At 41.7% G+C, this 17,682-nt stretch carries 11 protein-coding genes; 6 read left to right on the top strand and 5 right to left on the bottom strand.

The features are described 5' to 3' along the window. Positions 1 to 4: 4 nt before the first annotated feature. Together ISP07_RS06685 and recA are read left to right on the top strand one after the other, a co-directional pair. A complete protein-coding gene (locus tag ISP07_RS06685) occupies positions 5 to 502 on the top strand; it encodes a nicotinamide-nucleotide amidohydrolase family protein (protein ID WP_209327159.1) in 498 nt (165 codons plus the stop codon). Positions 503 to 560: 58 nt separating this feature from the next. Then, positions 561 to 1,607: a recombinase RecA gene (recA, locus tag ISP07_RS06680; RefSeq protein ID WP_054551150.1), complete on the top strand. Its 1,047-nt coding sequence runs from the start codon at positions 561 to 563 to the stop codon at positions 1,605 to 1,607. Positions 1,608 to 1,794: 187 nt separating this feature from the next. Here the strand turns inward: recA and ISP07_RS06675 are convergent, their stop codons facing one another. From ISP07_RS06675 to ISP07_RS06665, 3 genes are all read right to left on the bottom strand, one after another. Next, positions 1,795 to 2,148, bottom strand: a complete 354-nt coding sequence (locus ISP07_RS06675) for a hypothetical protein (protein ID WP_209327158.1) — start codon at positions 2,146 to 2,148, stop codon at positions 1,795 to 1,797. A gap of 153 nt (positions 2,149 to 2,301) precedes the next feature. After that, the gene (locus ISP07_RS06670) at positions 2,302 to 4,419 is read right to left on the bottom strand and encodes a TonB-dependent siderophore receptor (protein ID WP_209327157.1); all 2,118 of its coding nucleotides are present in this window, start codon (positions 4,417 to 4,419) and stop codon (positions 2,302 to 2,304) included. Between the two features lie 191 nt (positions 4,420 to 4,610). Continuing rightward, positions 4,611 to 5,777: a DcaP family trimeric outer membrane transporter gene (locus ISP07_RS06665; protein WP_209327156.1), complete on the bottom strand. Its 1,167-nt coding sequence runs from the start codon at positions 5,775 to 5,777 to the stop codon at positions 4,611 to 4,613. A gap of 292 nt (positions 5,778 to 6,069) precedes the next feature. Here ISP07_RS06665 and acs point away from each other — a divergent pair, with 292 nt between their 5' ends. Next, a complete protein-coding gene (acs, locus tag ISP07_RS06660) occupies positions 6,070 to 8,010 on the top strand; it encodes an acetate--CoA ligase (protein WP_209327155.1) in 1,941 nt (646 codons plus the stop codon). Between the two features lie 96 nt (positions 8,011 to 8,106). Next, positions 8,107 to 8,757, top strand: coding sequence for a response regulator transcription factor (locus tag ISP07_RS06655; protein ID WP_209327154.1), 651 nt, complete (start codon positions 8,107 to 8,109; stop codon positions 8,755 to 8,757). A 52-nt stretch (positions 8,758 to 8,809) separates the two neighbouring features. Here ISP07_RS06655 and purU read toward each other — a convergent pair whose 3' ends face one another. After that, positions 8,810 to 9,640: a formyltetrahydrofolate deformylase gene (purU, locus tag ISP07_RS06650; protein ID WP_054551156.1), complete on the bottom strand. Its 831-nt coding sequence runs from the start codon at positions 9,638 to 9,640 to the stop codon at positions 8,810 to 8,812. A 340-nt stretch (positions 9,641 to 9,980) separates the two neighbouring features. On the opposite strand from purU, the gene ISP07_RS06645 reads away from it, so the two are divergent. Both ISP07_RS06645 and ISP07_RS06640 read left to right on the top strand, forming a co-directional pair. Continuing rightward, positions 9,981 to 11,342 carry a DUF4397 domain-containing protein gene (locus ISP07_RS06645; RefSeq protein ID WP_209327153.1) on the top strand — a complete coding sequence of 454 codons (1,362 nt, stop codon included), beginning with the start codon at positions 9,981 to 9,983 and terminating at the stop codon, positions 11,340 to 11,342. A gap of 105 nt (positions 11,343 to 11,447) precedes the next feature. Then, on the top strand, positions 11,448 to 14,051 hold the full coding sequence (locus tag ISP07_RS06640; protein ID WP_209327152.1) for a DUF2339 domain-containing protein: 2,604 nt from the start codon (positions 11,448 to 11,450) through the stop codon (positions 14,049 to 14,051). Positions 14,052 to 14,087: 36 nt separating this feature from the next. On the opposite strand, the gene ISP07_RS06635 is transcribed toward ISP07_RS06640, so the two are convergent. After that, positions 14,088 to 17,528, bottom strand: coding sequence for a PAS domain-containing hybrid sensor histidine kinase/response regulator (locus ISP07_RS06635; protein WP_209327151.1), 3,441 nt, complete (start codon positions 17,526 to 17,528; stop codon positions 14,088 to 14,090). Between the last annotated feature and the right edge of the window lie 154 nt (positions 17,529 to 17,682).

The raw sequence follows: 17,682 nt of genomic DNA, 5'->3' as shown, positions 1-17,682 counted from the left end.
GAATATGGAATTACATCAAGAGATTAAAACACTTGCTGCGAAATTAGGAGCTATTTTAACGGATAAACGCTTATGGATCACTACCGCAGAATCATGCACTGGCGGTGGAGTGAGTTATGCGCTTACCGATACCCCAGGCAGTTCTAATTATATTGACCGCGCATTTGTCACTTATAGTAACCAAGCAAAACATGAGCTCATTGGCGTAAGTGAACAAACCTTAAACAGCTTTGGCGCGGTGAGTGAACAAACCGTTGTTGAAATGGCATCGGGGGCGGCAAAAGCAGCAAACGCAGATATTGCAATAGCTATTTCGGGGATAGCAGGCCCAGGTGGTGGAACACTGGATAAACCTGTGGGATTAGTGTGGTTTTGTATTCATTTGGCTGGTCAAAACTACTCAAGCAAACAGGTTTTCGCTGGTGATAGAGCTGACGTTAGACTGCAAGCTATTGTTTATTCATTAAAAAACATAATTGAATTGATAAAATCTGAAAATTAGCTTGATACTGTAATTTCATACAGTATACTGTCTGCATTAGCCGGATTTGGAGAACAGAATGAACGATAACAAACAAAAAGCCTTAGACGCTGCTTTATCACAAATTGAGCGTCAATTTGGTAAAGGCTCAATTATGAAACTGGGCGACAACAAAGCCCTAGATATTGAAGCAATCTCAACAGGTTCACTTGGTATCGATATCGCACTAGGTATTGGTGGTTTACCTACAGGCCGTATTGTTGAAGTGTATGGTCCTGAATCATCAGGTAAAACAACACTTACTTTACAAGTTATCGCTGAAGCTCAAAAGCAAGGTAAAACGTGTGCATTCGTAGATGCTGAGCACGCTCTAGATCCTGTATACGCACAAAAATTGGGCGTAAACATTGATGATTTACTTGTTTCTCAGCCAGACACGGGTGAGCAAGCATTAGAAATTTGTGACATGTTAGTTCGTTCAAGTGCTGTTGATGTTGTGATTGTTGACTCGGTAGCAGCTTTAACACCTAAAGCTGAAATCGAAGGTGATATGGGTGACTCACACATGGGTCTGCAAGCTCGCTTAATGTCACAAGCATTACGTAAGCTTACAGGTAACATCAAGCGTTCAAACACACTATGTATTTTCATTAACCAAATCCGTATGAAAATTGGTGTTATGTTTGGTAACCCTGAAACAACAACAGGCGGTAACGCACTTAAATTCTACGCTTCAGTACGTATCGATATTCGTCGTATTGGTTCAGTGAAAGAAGGCGATGAGGTTGTTGGTAACGAAACCCGCGTTAAAGTTGTTAAAAACAAGGTTGCTCCGCCGTTTAAACAAGCTGAGTTCATCATCATGTATGGTGAAGGTATTTCTAAACAAGGCGAACTAATCGATCTAGGCGTTAAGCATAAGATTGTTGAAAAATCAGGTGCTTGGTACAGCTACAATGGCAGCAAAGTTGGTCAAGGTAAAGCAAACTCAATTAAGTTCTTAAAAGACAACCCAGAGATCGCAGATGAGATCGAAGGTAAGTTACGTGAGATGCTATTACTTCAAGCAACTGTGCAACCAGAAGATGGTGAAGATGCAGGCCTATTAGCTGAAGACGAGCTATAAACACCGCAAAAGAGTATAGTTAAGCGTGATTTGACCCGCACTTAACACAAAAAGACCGCTACACAGTTAGCGGTTTTTTTATGGTTGCTTGTAGTTGCGATTTTATATCGCGTTTAATTACAGAACTTAATGCGGGATATACCCGCAGTTGTTGGAGTAGGAAGTTAATTAAGCGAATTGGTATAATTCATTTTACACGCTCAATATATTCGCTACGACGCCATAAAATAGCAGCAAGGGTTGCCAGAGGGATTATCAAAAAAATCGCTATTGTTTCAAATAGCGCATTATCGTCATATATGAATGCCAAGCTGGTAGCTGGTATTGTCATCAGCGTGAAAATTCGATACATAAGTTCTGTATCAGTTCGATATATGAGAGCTGTTTGGCAATCAGGGCAAGTGAATAGTTTACCGTCAACCCTGTCTATTGGTGTTCTCGCTTTGGCTATTGGAAACTTCCATCCACAATCTGGACATCTTCTAGAGCGTTTCGATTTTTTAGCATCCATTAATATGTACCAAATAACAAAAATATTCATTTTTTAATACACTACAGAAAAATCTATAAGGTGCAATGAAGTGAAGGTTATTCGCTATGTTTTTTGCTGTTAGAGTAAAACGGGGTAATAAAAAAGCCGCATATGATGCGGCTTTTAATGTACTTAAAGCTTAAAACTTGTCGCTTTATAAAATTATAGCTGCCAGTTGAAAGATACTGAATAACTACGCGGTGCGCCGTAATAACCCTGCTCCCAGAACAAGCTATGTAAGTACTTTTCGTTAGTTACGTTATTAACGTTTAAGTTAACGCTCATGTGGTCATTAATATCGTATGTTGCCATTAGGTTTAATAGGCCGTAAGCATCTTGCTTAGTAACAGGAACAACGCCAGACGGTTGAGTAGGTTGTACACGTTTAGTGTCGTCTTGCCATTGGTAGTTTAAACCAAAGGTTAAGCCGTCAACCTCAGGTACCTTATGAGTGACAGCAAGTTTAAATTGGTTTTCAGGTGTGTAGTTTTTAACTAATTCATCACCATCAATGTTTAGATTGCTGAAACTAAAGCTCGCGCTCAGCGTTTCGTTGATTTTGCCGCTAAGCTCTACTTCAATACCATCACTGTTAATACCATCTGCGCCATAGTAGCGAGTGTCATCAGGTAATGAACCTGGGATAGCAACAGCAAGGCCAACTTGTTTTGCATCAAAGTAGGCTACAGTTACAAATAAGTCGTCATCAAGTAGCTGTGCCTTTACACCAATTTCGCTACTTTTACCTGTGATTGGATCTAAATAATCACCGTTTACGTCACGCTCTGTTTGCGGAACAAAGGTTTCTGTGTAGCTTGCGTAAGTTGAGAAGCTTTCGTTGATATCATAAACAACACCGAAGTACGGCACTGTTTGGTCGCTATCTTTGTCTTTTGCAACGCCGTAAGAGGCACCTTCCGTTTCCCAATTTACTTGGCTTACACCCGCTAAAATGCTGAATGCGTCAGTTGCACGAATGCGTGTTGAAACATATGCAGAGCGTTGACGACTGGTGATATCAGCTCCTGTTAAACCATCAGTAAGTGTTGGCACTGGCGCTACACCATCCCAACCACCTAGCTCAGGCATCGCAGGGAAACCATTGCCTGTTGTACGGTCATACAATGATTTATCTTTATTATCCATATCTGCTTGGTTTACACCAAATGACAGATCATGTTCCATACCAAATAAATCAAATTTACCTGTTGCGTAGATATCTAAAATGTCGTGCTTATCTTTGTGGTCATATTCACTAGCATAACCAGTTAGGCCAAGACCTGTTTCTCTGTCTGGTGTGCCGTAAACATAGAAAAGCTCTGAATCTTGCTCATTTTCTAAGTGCGCGTAGCTTGCTTTTAAGAACCAAGTGTTGGTGATTGCTTGCTCAATTGATAAGAACAGCTGCTCAGTTGTGTTATTCCAATATGACCAATCTGAAGCAGTGCTGGTTGACGCATCAAAGTTTGTTGCTGAACCATCGCTGTAATAAAGTGGTAAGGCACCCCACAGTGGGCTGTCGGCATCTTTCTTTTGATTTACATAGTTTGCAGTGACTACTGTGCTATCAGTTAGCTGACCTTCGTAGGCTAGGTAGTAAATTGTTTTATCTTGCTCGTAACGGTCAAGGTATGACTCGGTTTTATGCTTAGTGAATACTGCACGTACAGCGTGGTTTTCGTTGATAGCTGTAGAGGCGTCAAGCTCTAAACGCTTGTTGTCCCACGAACCATACGATACAGACGCATTTACTTGTGTTTGATAAGTAGGACGTTTTAGAACCATGTTCACGGTTGCTGATGGGTTACCCGCACCTGTCATTAAACCATTGGCACCACGTACAATTTCAACACTATCAAAAATAGAGGTATCAAGAGTACCTTGGATTGAACCGTTGTCTTGTGGCATACCCATGCCATTAACCTGGAAGTTAGTGATCTCAAAACCGCGAGCTTTAAAATAAGTACGATCAGTTTCAATTTGCTCAACAGTCACACCCGGTGTGCTTTCAAGAACTGCGTTAAGGTTATCGAGTGAGAAGTCATCCATTAATGCACGTGAAACAACAGAGATTGACTGTGGTGTCTCTTTAATTGTTAGCCCTAATTTGGTCGCAGACTGTGCTTCTTCAGTGATGTAGTTTTTATGATGCTGGCCATACACGGCAATTTTTTCAATTGCTTGTTCTTCTTTTTGTTGTTCTGCAAAAGCGTGGCCACTTAAAAGTGCTGAGGTCACAAGGCTTAATTGAGATAAGCGCAAAAATTTTGTTGATGACATGCAAAGTTCCAATTAGTTCAATGAATAGTGAAATTAATGCGTAATCTAATCTAAATGAAAATAATTTGCAATTAGGTTTGCTGTTTTAGTGAATAATTGATTGCAAAAAAGTTTAAAGGGCACAGAAATATAAAAAGGAGATATAAAAAAAGCGGCCGAAGCCGCTTCAGGAAGTAAAATAAGTTTAAATCTTAAAAAACGTATTTTGCAGAGAACTGCAGACGATCCATATCGCCATCAGCACCGCTTTCTAACTCACGCTCGGCATGTTTAAACTCAACACCAAAGGTGAGCTTTTTAACAGGCGAGTATAAAAGGTTGACACTATAGCTTTGGCTCATTTCTGTAGGGTCGCCAGTCACTGCAAGTAAATCTGTGTTGTTATCTGCTGAGAAGAATGAGTAAAGGAAAGTAGAACGCCATTGGCTGTTCCAGTGTTGTTGGTAGGCAATAAAACCTGATGTTGAATCAATCGCATCTAAATCATCACCATCAAGCACAGCACCATTTGCTACGTTTAAACCAATGTAGCGGCCTAAACCTGAGCCTTGAGTTAGCATGAATTTTAGGTTGTTTTGGCCAAAATTAACTTTACCTGAGGCGCTGATACCGAACGATGATGTATCTGCATCAATGCCATTTTGCTTGTAAGTTAATTGACGAGCAAGACCGGTAAATACTAATTCACCCCAATCAGCTTTATGTGCATAACGTGCTGTAAAGTCAGGCATTGATGCATCATCAGTGGCTACGCGAGCGCCGTCTACTGTGACTGTGCTCTCTGGGTTTTCGATAGAGAATGACCAGTTGCCAGTAGTGTAACGTGCCTGTGCTTGGCGTACGAACACGGTACCCTCAGCAGGTCCCACGAAGTCGAGTGTTTCAGGTAATGCGCCTACGTTTTGAAAGTTTGACCATGCTTGACCAAATAACCAGCCATCATAAGTTACAAATGCCTGACGAATACGTGGCGCATAAGAGTTACTTACGCGTTCGTTACCGCCTGGTGCTGAAGCAATAAAGTCGATTTCAATTTTAGTTTTGATGGTTTTGCCATCGTCTAACTTTGTTGCGGTACCTAGGTTAAAGCGAGATTGGCGCGCGTGCATGTCAAATACAGCATCGCTGTCGCTGTCTGCGCCTACTGGTGTTGTGCCTGGTACATAGAAGTCACGGCCAATACTACCACCGGCTGGTACGCCTGCTGAGTAATCACTCCACATGGCATCAAGTTTTACATAGCCACCATAAGAAACCTCTGTGTTACCAATGGTTGCAGCGTTAGCATTGCTGGCAAGTGCTGATAAAACAGCTGAAGCTGCTAGTGTTTTTAATGCGGTTACTTTTGTTGTTGTCATAATGTGTATTCCTGTCGAAGCTACTTGTTGCATTAATGATTTTTTAATAATGTTGTTGTACCACTGTTGTTTAAGATAAGACTTCTCTCAATTATCTATTGGTCTATTAGACTAAGGTGGAATATCTGGTTAAATCACAACCAATCTAACATTGAACTAGATTATAGAAGGCGATTTCGACGTTTTTTGTTAAATGACAAGATATACAACTAAGGTCTAATACTTTCAGGGGCTTTGCTGAGTGATCCTTGATGCAGGCCGTAGGCAAGTAATTAAAATGGAGACGACAACAATGTCAGAAAGTATCTATCCAGTACCAGCGCATATCAAGAATGCTGCATTAGTTGATAACGATAAATATAATACACTGTATAAGCAATCGATTGATGACCCTGAGGGATTTTGGCGAGAACACGGTAAACGCCTTGATTGGTCAACTCCTTACAATAAAGTAAAGAATACTTCATTCGACAAAGGCCACATCAGTATTCGCTGGTATGAAGACGGCCAACTAAACGCATCTTATAACTGTATTGACCGCCACCTTGCCACTAAAGCCGATAAAACAGCCCTCATTTGGGAAGGCGACAACCCTGAACACAACGAAAATATTAGCTACCAACAGCTTCACGACGAAGTCGCTAAATTAGCTAATGGCCTTAAAAAGTTAGGCGTATCAAAAGGTGACCGTGTTGCTATTTATATGCCAATGACACCGCAGGCTATTTACGCTATGCAAGCGTGTGCGCGTATTGGTGCGATTCACTCTGTGGTATTTGGTGGTTTCTCTCCATCAGCGATTGCTGACCGAATTAATGATTCAGGCGCTAAAGTGGTCATTACATCAGACGAAGGTCGTCGTGCAGGCAACTGTGTTCCACTTAAAGCAAATGTTGATGAAGCGGTATCACAAGATTCAGTAACCACTGTTGAGCATGTTATTGTTCACCAACTGACCGGTGGTGAAGTTGAATGGAATAGCCATGATGTTTGGTGGCATGAGCTTGTAGCTGATTTACCAGCTGAGTGCGAGCCAGAGCCAATGAATGCAGAAGATCCGCTGTTTATTCTTTACACTTCAGGCTCAACGGGTCAACCAAAAGGGGTGGTTCATACTACCGGTGGTTACCTTGTTTATGCATCGATGACACATGAATATGTGTTTGACCTGAAAGAAGACGATATTTTCTGGTGTAGTGCCGATGTGGGCTGGATCACAGGTCACAGCTACATTGCTTATGGCCCATTAGTGAATGGCTGTACACAAGTGGTATTTGAAGGTGTGCCAACTTACCCAACGGCGGGGCGTATGGGTGAAGTGATTGATAAGCACAACGTGACTATCCTTTACACAGCACCAACTGCTATTCGTGCTCTAATGGCGAAAGGTGATGAGCCAACAGCGACTTCAACTCGTAACAGCCTTCGTGTTATGGGCTCTGTGGGTGAGCCGATTAACCCTGAAGCGTGGGCATGGTATTACGAGCACATTGGTAACGAAAACTGCCCAATCGTCGATACTTGGTGGCAAACAGAAACTGGTGGCATCATGATCACACCATTACCAGGTGCGACAGATATGAAACCAGGTTCTGCAACTCGTCCGTTCTTTGGTATTGCACCGGCACTATTTGATGCTGAAGGCAACACATTAGAAGGCGCGGTTGACGGTAACCTTGTTATTTTAGACAGCTGGCCATCACAAGCTCGCACAGTTTATGGCGACCATGAGCGCTTTGAACAAACCTATTTCTCAGCATACCCAGGTGTGTACTTCACTGGTGACGGTTGTCGTCGTGATGAAGATGGCTACTACTGGATCACAGGTCGTGTAGATGACGTACTTAACGTATCAGGTCACCGCCTAGGTACTGCCGAAATCGAGAGTGCATTGGTTGCTCACGAAGCAGTAGCAGAAGCGGCTGTAGTTGGTTACCCGCATGATATTAAAGGTCAGGGCATCTATGTTTACATCACACCAAATGAGGGTGTTGTTGTGAGTGATGAACTAACAAAAGAGGTACGTAACTGGGTTCGTAAAGAGTTAAGCCCAATTGCATCACCAGATATGATCCAATGGTCTCCGGGTTTACCGAAAACTCGTTCTGGTAAGATCATGCGTCGAATTTTACGTAAAATTGCGGCAAATGAGCACCAACAGCTTGGTGATACCTCTACACTAGCCGATCCAAGCGTTGTTGATGAGCTAATCGAAAACCGATTAAATCGTTAAAATCGCGTTAAAAACTTGATTAGAAGTTGATTCTAAACGTAGTATATCGGCTGTCACTTAGAAATAGGTGTCAGCCGAATTTATTAGGAGTGAACCATGAGTCAGTTTTTAATAGCGGACGATCATCCGTTATTTCGTGAAGCGCTGAAAGGGGCATTGAGTGCTAAGTTCGCTGATTTAGAAGTGTTTGAATCGGAAAACTTTGATACCACTTTGCAGGTGCTAAGCGAGCAAGAAGATCTTGATATCTTACTACTAGACCTTCACATGCCAGGCAATGGCGATTTATACGGCCTTATTCGCATTCGCGAAGACTATCCAAGCTTACCAATAGCTGTTGTTTCCGGCAGCGAAGACATCAATGTAGTTTCTAAAGTAATGGGTTATGGTGCGATGGGATTTATTCCTAAATCATCTTCATCAGATGATATTGCGCTGGCAATCAACCACATTCTTGAAGGCGATGTTTGGCTGCCACTTGAACTTAAAGATAAAGTGGCTGCTGTAGATGGCGAAGACAAAGAAATTGCAGCGCAAGTGGCTTCACTGACACCGCAGCAATACAAGGTGTTGCAATACTTACACGAAGGCTTGTTAAACAAACAGATTGCTTACGAGTTACATATTTCTGAAGCAACCATTAAAGCACACATTACAGCAATTTTTAGAAAGCTAGGTGTGTATAACCGTACTCAAGCGGTATTAATTGCCTCTAAATTGCAACTAGAGCCTATTGAGTCGGCATAACAAAAGATAATAAAAATAATAAAGAGGCCATTCAGCCTCTTCATTTTATTGCTTAAGCGAACACCACGGTTCGATTTCCATTGATAAACAGTTTATGTTCAGATGCGAGTTGCAGCGCTTTACAGAATACTGTTTTCTCTACATCTTTACCCATTTTTGCCATCATCTCTGCGGTATCCGCATGACTGACATGCGTCACATCTTGTAAAATAATCGGCCCTTCATCAAGCTCATTATTAACAAAATGGGCGGTCGCACCAATAATTTTTACACCGCGTTCAAATGCCTGATGGTAAGGCTTTGCACCAATAAAGGCAGGCAAAAATGAATGGTGAATATTAATAATCTTACCTTCAAAGCGCGCCACAAATTCAGGGCTTAAAATACGCATATATTTTGCAAGGCCGATAATATCAGGCTGATAGCTGGCAATTAAATCACCGACTTGTTGATCATGCTCCGCACGGCTTAAACCTTCGTGCGATACCACATGAAATGGCACGCCAAAGCCTGCAGCCAATGGTGCTAAATCAGCGTAGTTGGCAATCACAGCCAGTACTTCGATGTTTAAGGCTTTTTCGAACTGCTTAAGTAATACACCACCTAAGCAGTGCGCTTCTTTAGTGGCAAGCAATACCACTTTCGTTTTTTCGCTGCTGTGCAGGGCAAGCTCTGCGCCATCAGGAAGTAGCTCAGCAAGCCTTGGTAAGAAGTCCTCAGCAATAACACCGCTTAACTCTGTACGCATAAAAAAGCGTTTAGCGTCTTTATCTACAAATTCGTTATTACGCGTAATGTTTAAATTATGCTGATGACAAAGGCCGGTGATCTTGGCAATTAGACCAACATCATCATCGCATTGAGTGGTTAAAATCGTGTTCATAGTCCTCATTCTAATCCCGTTTGTGTGATCACCATTATTTGCTAATTTTTTTGTGCTGCATAGCGCAAATTTAACTATCTAATAATTTATCTGATTTGATTGCATAAACGCCTAAAATGTAACCATTATTTACTTTTCGTGTAAAAGTAAGCTGCTTTCACTATAAATGTGATTTTCTGTCCATAATTATGATTAATTAAGTGCTTTTCTACATCATTTTCTACACTTTTTAACTTTATCGTAAGTAACTGTAAGTGAAGGTAATAGTTTGTAAAACATAGAATTATTTCGATTTATTCAAGTCAAAATGGGGTATTACAAACAATAAGGAAAAAATTCCATGAAAAGCACTCTGCTTAAAACAATTGTTGCCTCAAGTTTGCTTTCGGTACTAGCTGCCTGCTCAAGCGATGACAGCAGCAGTAGCAACAGTGGCTATGTGCAACTGTACAATGGCTCTTACAACAGCCCATACACGCGTTTATTTGTTGATGACACTGAGCGCTCGGGGGCAGACTTTGGTGATGTATCAACTCGTCATAACTACAGTTCGGGGGAGTATGATCTCAGTTTTGAATATGTTGATGCCAACGACAGTTATATTTCGATTGACGAAGAAACTATCAATATAAAAAATGATCAAACTCAGTTATTAGTAATGAATGGTGACTTTGCTGAACCAATTTTTACAGAGCTAAGTGTGCCGACGTCAAGCGATGAAGATGAATTCAATGTCGGCTTTTTTAATATTGTTGGCGAAGACAATCTTTACGATGTATATGTTGCCACTGACGACGGTGTATTTGATACCGCAGAGTTATTAATGACTTCGCAATACCTCGTTGAGCCAGAATTAGCCACGCTTGAGGAAGGTTATTACACTATTTATATTACCGCTAGCGGCAGCACAGATGTGATTTTTGAATCACCAACCGTGTATTTTAATGATGAAGCAACGTACATGGCGATGATCCGCCCAAGTTATGCAACAGAAGAAGATGGCATTACGCTTGATGTCGTGACGGCAAGTAGCTCTGTAACACAACTAAACCACCAAGACGCGCAAGGTCAGCTGCGTTTTATTAATACCATTGATGATTACACGCAAACCCAGTTTAAAGTAACCCGAGGCACAACGGCGACTAACACCGAAGTTGTTAGCAACGATAGTTACTCTGAATACATGAGCATGTCGCCAAATAGTTACAGCGTCGCCATGTTAGATGAAGCTGGCGACACGATTGTAGATAATTTCTTAATGACATTAGAGCGTGAGCAAAGTGCGGTTGGTCTTTTCTACAATGACAAAGATTACGGCCCTCGTATGATGACCATTGAAGAAAATCTAACACCAAGCAGCTACAGCCACGCAGTTACTGTGGTTAACTTAATTGATAGCTATGCAGGGCAAGAGATAGACGAAGTCGATGTGTACTTTACCCTCAATGGCGAAACGGTTGAAGATACTAGCAATGTTGTTGAAGGGTTAGATCAATACGACCAACAAGAGCAGGTGGTTGATAACGAAGTTTATACAACTTATGTGGTGTTTGAAGATAACGGCCAACAGATTGTGCTCTTGCAACAAAGCGATATGGATTTTACCGAAGAAGGTAACTATATCTTGGTGATTGAACACGATGAAACCACTGATTCAGGTTACAAAATGACCTTAGAGCGTACGGTGACTGAACAGTCTTAACCGGCTAAAACGCAATATCGTTGTTTATTTACTCTTGCTAAGTGTTTATTGTATAAACAATTAAGGCTTTTGCTTTTTTGTTTAAAGTATACACAAGGAGAGAGTATGGACGGCGGTATTGCGTTACTAGTCTTACTAGCACTAGTTGTTGTAGGTGGCTCAATTGCTGGCATTATTGCCTTTTTTCAACTCTCTAGTTTAAAGCGAGAGGTGGCTGCTCTTCGAGTAAAACTTAACGCGACATATGTTAATAATCCTCAAAAAAATACTGCAAACACGTTTGAAAATTCAAACGAAGATCTGACTGATACTGCAAAATTTGAACCAGAGCCTGTAGTCATTATTAAGCCGATTGAGGCTATCCCTAAAAAGCCAGAGCCAACAAAACCCAAGCCTGCCATTTTAAATCCGCTAGTAAGCCAACTCGTTACACAAATCAAAGCCAATTGGCTAACTTGGGTAGGAGCGGTTGCACTTGCCTTTGGTGGTATCTTTTTAGCCCGCTATTCACTGGAAGCAGGCTTATTATCCGAAACTATGCGACTCACACTTGGGGCTATTTTTGGTCTGAGCTTAATTGTTGCGGCTGAGGTTTTACATCGTAAAGGTATTATCTTTGATGGGTTTAGTAACTATATTCCCGCGGCGCTGGCTAGCGGCGGCTTTATTAGTTGTTTTGCATTGACCTTACTGGCCTACAGCCATTATGGCTTACTCCAAGCTTTACCTGCATTTAGCATTTTAACCTTAGTTTCTGTAGCAGCAAGCTGGATGGCACTGCGCTTTGGTCCAGTGCTTGCGGTCATTGGTATTATTGGCGCCTACAGCGTTCCAGTTTGGGTCAATACCGGGAGTAATGACTTTATAGCACTGCTAACCTATGTTGCTTTTGTTAGTGTTTCTGCTTCGCTGGTAGCGCATTATGTAAAGCGTCATTGGTTGTGGTACCTGTTATGGGCAGGTCATTTAGGTTGGTACATTTTAGTTGCATTGACAGTATCTAAAAACCTGCATTGGTTTATTAATCTTTATGCTCTATTTAGCATTATATTGTTAATTGCTATTCCACGCCTTGGGCTGGGCTTTAAGCAAATTGAATACCGCCCACATCGCTTTAAAACGCTACTGAAACAACTGCCCGACAACCCTTTGTTATTAGCGGTTGTCGTACCACTTTATCTTTTACTCATGAGTAGTAACCAACTGCTTACTTGGCAATTGAGTATGTTGTTGTTAGTGGCTTTACTGTTGTTTTTGGTATTAAAAAACAGTACATGGGATCACTGGCTAATAATAGCTGTGGTGAGTGTGGTGTGTTTGCTGACAGGGCAAAATAATACTGTTGATTATTCTGAGCAACTTTTTGTTTTTAGGCAAAACTACGGAGCAGGGCTGTTCTTTATTGCTCTGTTTGCAGGCTATGGTTTTTTATTTGGTCGTAAATACCCTAAACGCTTTGGCTTTACGTTACTCGCATCACTTTCAAGTTTTGTGATTATTAGTTGCTTATATCTCATCACTCCCGACCATGCCTTGATGACGGCATACCCGGTTTGGTGCTTTGTATTACTGGCACTGTCTGCCTGGCTATTTAAGTTATCCATCAATAGCACAAATCCAATGCGAGTATTTAGTTACTGGCTCGGCGGTAATGCCAATATTAGTTTGGCATTATCCATGCTCCTTGAAGGCAGCAGCTTGACCTTAGCGCTTGCTGTGCAAGTGTTGTTGATCAGTTTTTATGTGAATAAACAGTCACTCAGCATACTGACTTGGCCGCTTAAAGGTTTAGTTGGTGCTTTACTCATTAGATTAAGTTTTGCACCTTGGTCAGCGGATTACAGTGATGCGCTGCAGCTCGGTGTACATTGGAGTTTGGTTGTTTATCCTGTATGTGCTTGCTTATTTTACTTGGCAGCAAGGCATTGGCAGCAGCAATCTGTTCGAATGTGGCTAGAGGGTGCAGCCCTACATTGCATTGCTTTATTTATTACCACAGAGACGAGCTATCAGTTAGTAGGGCGCTATCCTGATTTTGAGAGTTTGTCTGTGTATGAGCATATTTTACTGACCTGTAACTGGGGCATCTTGGGCTGTGTTTACTTACTGCGCTCACGCTTTACTGCGCAATTGGTTAAGCTCTATCAAATGGCTGGTTTTGCGTTATTAACATTAAGCGGCTTGCTAGTAGTGAAAAGCTTTACCGCTGTAAATCCGTTTTTTGAACCGATAAATATAGGCAGCTGGCCGATTATTAACTGGTTACTATTACTTTGGTTAGTACCAGCTTTAATTGCAATTTGGGCAAGCCGACTGACGAAATCTCAACACTATTTACAAAAGCTGTTTACAGCACTTGCAGGTGTGATGAGTGTTTTATATATCAATGCGGAAATTCGCCACAACTGGCAAGGCGAGTTTATAAATATTGCTTTGCCAACCTCAGATGCCGAACTTTACAGTTATTCTTTAGTTTGGCTTATTATCGGAGCTATGGTAGTTGTGATAGGGCATTTAAAAACCATTACGTTATTACAAAAGCTTGGCCTTGGCTTATTGGCGCTGGTGGTGTTAAAAGTGTTCTTGATTGATATGGCAAACTTAACTGGATTATTGCGGGCTATTTCGTTTATCGGCTTAGGCTTGTCGTTAGTGGCGCTTAGTTGGTTGTTCCAAAAATTTAAGGCAAAGCCTACTGCTTTGCCTTAAATCTATGTTTTTAAAAACGTTGGTTAAGTACTATTGTTAAGTACTGTGGTTAAGCAGTGCTTTGAGTTTTGCGGGCTTAACGGGTTTACTAAGGTAATGAATTTGCTCTTCTTTGGTTTGCTGTTTTAGCGCTTCATCACGTACCGCTGTGATTAAAATCGCCGGTACTGGGCTTTGCCAAATTTCTCTTAGAGTTTTAATAAGCGTGATGCCATCGCAATCATGACCGAGCTGATAATCCATTAAGATCACATCGGGCGCTCGGTGCTCTTTGGCATAGGCCATCACGGTTTCAACTTGATCAAAGAGCTGGTAATTGGCCTGCCACTTTTGCAATAGGCTTGCCATGGCATTAAGGTTTTCAGGGTCGTCATCCACCGCAATAATATTCATTGCACTGCGGTTCTCAACACCTTTTTTAGGTGCCTCTTTTTGTTGAATAAATTGGCTTTCACCATAAGGTACTTCAATACTAAAGCGGCTACCTTTGCCAGGCGTTGAACTGACATCTAATCGTAAAGAAAGTAAGTCGGCCATTCGTTTTACAACTCCTAAGCCAAGGCCAACCCCTTTGTTATCTCCCGCTTCAATACGATAAAAGTCATTAAAGATCTTCGCTTGCTCTACTTCTGTAATGCCGGGGCCTGTGTCCCATACTTCAATACGTAAATGATGTTTGCGTTTGCGACAAGCAATTAAAACTCGGCCACTATCAGTGTATTTAACTGCATTTGACACCAAGTTTTGAATAATTCGTCGTAAATAAGTGATATCACTGTGAACGATAACTCCTTTTGAACGCACCGTGAGTTTTAAGCCTTTTTCGCTCGACATAATGGCGTATTCGTTCTTAAGCGGGGCAAGTATGTCATCAATACTAAAGTGACGCGGAGCCGGCGTCATTGCCCCTTGCTCGAGCTTAGCAATTTCTAACAGCGCAGACATCAAATGCACCGTTGAATCTAAACTTGCGCCAAGCTTTTCAAAGTTATTTAAGTTGTTGCTCGAGAGGGTTTTATCATCAATGGCTGCAAGGTACAGGCGCGCCGCATTTAGCGGTTGTAAAATATCGTGACTTGCTAAGGCTAAAAATCGCGTTTTACTGTCATTAGCTTGTTCTGCCTCTTTTTTAGCTAAAGTAAGCGCTTGCTCAGTTTGTACTCGGCTATCGATTTGTGCTTGTAAATCTTTATTGATAGTACGGATTTCTTGAGTACGCGCTTCAATACGGTTTTCAAGGTCCATGTTTACTTCTTCAAGCGCATTTTGCGTTTCGATATGCGTGGTAACATCAGAGAAACTTGTTACAAAGCCACCATCTGGCAGTGGGTTACCAATCATTTCGAACACTTGGCCATTACGGCGGTGGCGAATAAAGTGGTGGGGCGTGCCGTTTTTAAGATGCTGCACGCGCTTTTCTACATGGCGCTCAACTTCACCAGGACCACACTCGCCGCGCTCGGCATTGTAGCGGATCACTTCCTCTATGGGTTGACCAACCTCTAAAAAGTTTTCTGGGTAGTCAAACATTTCTGCGTAGCGCTTATTCCATGCCACTAAATTAAGCTCTTTATCAACAACAGAAATACCATGGCTGAGGTTTTCAAGTGAGGTGAATAATAGGTTTTGGTTAAATTGCAGAGCTTGTGTGGTTTCATCAAAAAAGTTAACGACTTCTTCAAAGGCCATGCGTTTACCAGAGGCAACTGTGTGGATCAGCGCCTGTGCTGAAGAGGCACCAAGCACACCAGTTAAGGCGCGTTCACAATAGGCAATAAACTCAGGTTCTGGGTGTGCGTTATTATTATCTAAGTTATGAGTTAAAGAGTAATGGGCTAAAACTTGTTGCGATCGCTGTACGCCCAAGAAGGTTTGTAGCAGAACCTTAAAGTCGTAGACGGTGGCTTTCACATTTTTATTCAAGCGTCTAGCAAACACAGCTTGATCTTTAGGATTAACAAAGGCAGCTGCCTGAATTTTATCAATTAAACGCTCATCTGCACCGAGCGAAAAACTAATGTAACAACCAATATTGGCAAATAAAGCAATGAGGGTGCCACGAGTAATGAGTGTTTGTTGTAGCTCTGCGTTTAAGGTATTGCCTGCATCTAAAATAGGTAGCATTAAGAATAAAACCCAGCAAATGAAGCCTGTTAATAATCCCGCATAAACCCCATAAGCATGGCCTTTTCGCCAATATAGACCACCCACAATAGCAGGCAGTAATTGCGATACTAAAGAAAAGGCCACTAAACCCATACTAGCCAATGCTTTACCATGACCAAACCATTGCTGGTAGAAATACGACAAAATCAAAATGCCAGCAATTGTGAATCGTCTAACTAACAGAATTTGTGATTTATAGCTGCTGGTGATGAGATTACGTTTAAACTTACGACGCAGCATTAACGGCAATACCACATCGTTTGAGATCATGGTGCTGAGTGTAAGTGTGGCTACAACAATCATCGCTGTAGCCGCTGATAGACCCCCGATAAATACAAAGGTCGTTAAAAAGGCGTTTTCGTGCATCAGCGGTAGGGCTAATACAAAGCTATCTGGAGAGAAGCCACTACCAATGCCTGGGTGTATAGCTGCTGTTGCAATAGGGAAAATCATTGCAGCAGTCAGTAACAAATACAGGGGGAATGCCCAGCGGGCAGTATAAAGATGGCGTTTGTCTTGGTTATCGACCACAGTTACATGGAACTGCCTTGGTAAACAGATAATCGCCGCAGCTGCCATTAATGACTGACCGATAAAGTTAAAGCTAAAAAAGTCGAAGTTATGCCAGTGCTGCCAAATAGAGCCCTTTAGTTGCTCGGTTTGCACCGTAGTTAAATTAAATAATGTGTATAAAGCAAGCCCAGCAACGGCCACTAAAGCCAGTAATTTAATCATCGATTCAAAGGCAACAGCCAGCATCAGCCCCGAGCGATATTCGGTTACATCCACCTTACGAGTACCAAAGAATATCGCAAACATTGCCATGATAAGTGTTGCTGAAAGGGCCAGCATAGACCCCGAAATACGATCGTCGTTTTGCAGCAGTAAGAAGCTGCTACTCAGTGCTTTTAATTGCAGTGCGATATACGGAATAGTCGCTAATAAAGCGATAATCGTTACCATAATCGCGGTGGTTTGCCGTTTACCATAGCGAGCTGAAATAAAGTCGGCGATGGTGGTGATATTTTGCTTTTTACTGACCAGTACTAATTTACGTAAAAACCCTTGGCCGAAGAAAAATAGCAGCGCAGGGCCAATTAAAATAGGTAAGTAGTTCCAACTGCTGGTGGCTGCTGTACCAACCGAACCATAGTAGGTCCAAGACGTACAGTAAATCCCTAGTGAAAAAGAATAGACAAATGGGTGGTGACTAATTCTTTTTGCAAGAGGAGTGGTTTTATCTCCCCAATTTGCCAACCAAAACAACACGCCAATATAGGCGAGTGCAACAAATAAAAGCGCAGCTGTCATGTTTAAATTCAGTAATTATTGTAATAACACTACCTTACCAGAATTATGCGCGATTTCGATGGCTAGATTTTTTGCAATAAAAATTAATAAAAATCAAGTTGTTGATATTTAAAAGATAGTACTGTTTTATGCGCTGCTATTAGACTAATGTCGC

The organism is Pseudoalteromonas sp. PA2MD11 (assembly GCF_017808125.1).
GTDB lineage: Bacteria > Pseudomonadota > Gammaproteobacteria > Enterobacterales > Alteromonadaceae > Pseudoalteromonas > Pseudoalteromonas simplex.
The sequence above is the reverse complement of the archived record's forward strand: the minus strand, read 5'-3'. Positions and strand labels throughout refer to the sequence as shown.